Annotated in this window: 2 protein-coding genes; both read left to right on the top strand. The window is 66.1% G+C overall.

Going from position 1 to position 2130, the window contains the following annotated elements; genetic code table 11:
- Positions 1-290: 290 nt before the first annotated feature.
- Complete coding sequence (locus tag AB0N06_RS38725; RefSeq protein WP_366139349.1) at positions 291-1319, top strand: aminoglycoside phosphotransferase family protein; 1029 nt, start codon at positions 291-293, stop codon at positions 1317-1319.
- Positions 1320-1490: 171 nt separating this feature from the next.
- The coding region (locus AB0N06_RS38720) for a transposase (protein ID WP_366139348.1) at positions 1491-2130 on the top strand (640 nt) is incomplete at its 3' end.

Genomic DNA, 2130 nt, shown 5'->3' with positions numbered 1-2130 from the left:
CCCGGTACCCGGAGACGGGTACGCCGGGTTCGGAGAGCGGCCTGGAGAAACGGGTCGGTGGCAACACCGGAACCGCGCTTCAGGCCGACTCAACCCGTTTGGACCCCTCTCAATCGAACAGCGCTGTCACCCTCCGCGACGGCTCCCCAAGATCTGTGCCAGAACCGAGAAGGAACATCGATTGTTGGCGCATTGCGGCATCACTTGTTGATCTATGCGCCCAGGAATGTTGATGAGAACTGGCAGCACTCCGAAGGAAGTGTCGGTCGGCCGCGTGGAAAGATGAGCCCATGTGGTCGCGACTGACGTTCGGGGACGAGCTACGGGCCGAGCTGGGATCACCCAGGCGCTCTCGCAGACTGAGCAGTAGCCCGCGCTCGCGTGTGTGGCGGGTCGAGTTGCCAGAGACATCGGCGGTGGTGAAGCAGATCGTCAACGGCCCCGATGCCGACGAGCGATACGCCCGCGAGGTGGCCGCCTTGCGACTCGCCGCCCGAGCGGAAACGCCCGTGGTGCCCGCGCTGCTGGCCACGGATCCCGGCGAGCGAGTGCTGGTGCTGGAGCATCTGGATCACCGGCGCCCGTCCAGTGACTGGATCGTCGAATACGCAGCCGCGTTGGCACGGCTGCATGCCACGGCCCGTCCGGAGGACGTTGGGGCACTTCCCCGATGGCAGGGCCCGAACCAGGCCGACATCGACTCCTTCCTCAAGCTGGCCGTGGCTCTCCAGGTTCCTGTCATGCCTGGCGTTTCCGACGAACTCGATGACCTCGTGAACCGGCTCGACCAGGTATCCGGCCATGCCCTTCTCCACGGGGACCCCTGTCCTGGAAACGACCTCCACACCGCCACGGGAATCAGATTCATCGACTTCGAGCAGGCGTCACTGGGCAGTGGCTTGATGGAGCTGGCCTACCTGCGCATCGGTTTCCCGACCTGCTGGTGTGTCACTTCGGCGTCGGCGCCGCTGCTGGAACGGGCGGAGCGCGCATACCGCACCGCGTGGCGCACCGCGACCGGTTCCGAGACCCAAGACGGCCTCGCCGACGCGTGCGCCGGCTGGCTGCTCCGCGGCGACGCGCTCGTCGAGCGGGCACGCCGCGAAAGCAAGGACCACCTGGCCCGGATTCCGAACCAGGACTGGAAGTGGGGCACGGCGACAGCCCGGCAACGGCTGGTCCACCGGCTCGGTGTCGTCAGCCAGATGACCGCCGACCACACCTCTCTTGGCGGCGTGAGTAGCCTCACCGCCAGCATGCGTCAACGAATGCTCTCTCGCTGGCCCGCACTTCAGCCAGTCCCGACAAAGCGGCCATAGAGGTCGGCTGCCACCCCAAGTCGTCGGCGAGTCACAGACAGACCGACCCGTCTCGCGCTCAGAGAAGGCGGTTGGTCAGCTGATCATCTGGTGCTCGGCGCGGGCGCGAGTTGAGGCGGCGGTGGGACTGTAAAACGTTCGGTGTAACTCCCGATCATGGAAGATGCATCGATGACCAGCGACAACGTGACCGAGGTCGAGACTGTCGAGCCGTCTGAGGCGGTGCCGTCGAAGTCTGTGGATGACCGGCTGATTGACGAGTTGGTGGGCCGGGCTCAGGCCGAGGGCTTGCAGCTGACCGGCGAGGGCGGGCTGCTCCAGCAGCTGACCAAGCGGCTCCTGGAGTCGGCTCTCGAGGGCGAGATCACCGACCACCTCGGCTATGACAAGCACGATCCTGCCGGGAAGAACGGCGGCAACTCACGCAACGGCACCCGAGCCAAGACTGTGCTGACCGATGTCGGCCCGGTGGAGATATCCGTGCCCCGCGACCGCGAGGGTTCCTTCGAGCCGAGGATCGTCAAGAAGCGGCAGAAGCGTCTGTCCGGCGTGGACGAGATGGTGATCTCGCTTGCGGCGAAGGGCCTGACGACCGGCGAGGTCCAGGCCCACCTGGCCGAGGTCTATGGCGCCGACGTATCCCGCCAGACGATCTCCACGATCACCGACAAGGTCCTCGAGGGCATGGCCGAATGGCAGAACCGGCCCCTCGACGCCGGGCGGTTTCCATCGGTGGTTGCGACTCCTGGAAGGAGTCCGTCCGATGCCGAAGTATCCGCCGAACCGGCTGCCGCTGTCGGTGCCCAAGGAG

It is taken from the genome of Streptomyces sp. NPDC051020 (assembly GCF_040683105.1).
Lineage (GTDB): Bacteria > Actinomycetota > Actinomycetes > Streptomycetales > Streptomycetaceae > Streptomyces.
Note: the sequence above shows the minus strand (reverse complement) of the source record. Positions and strands in the feature narration are given on the sequence as shown.

Bases quoted from the DNA above. Each gene is read 5' to 3' on its own strand.
- AB0N06_RS38725 (WP_366139349.1), top strand. From the start codon at position 291: ATGTGGTCGCGACTGACGTTCGGGGACGAGCTACGGGCCGAGCTGGGA.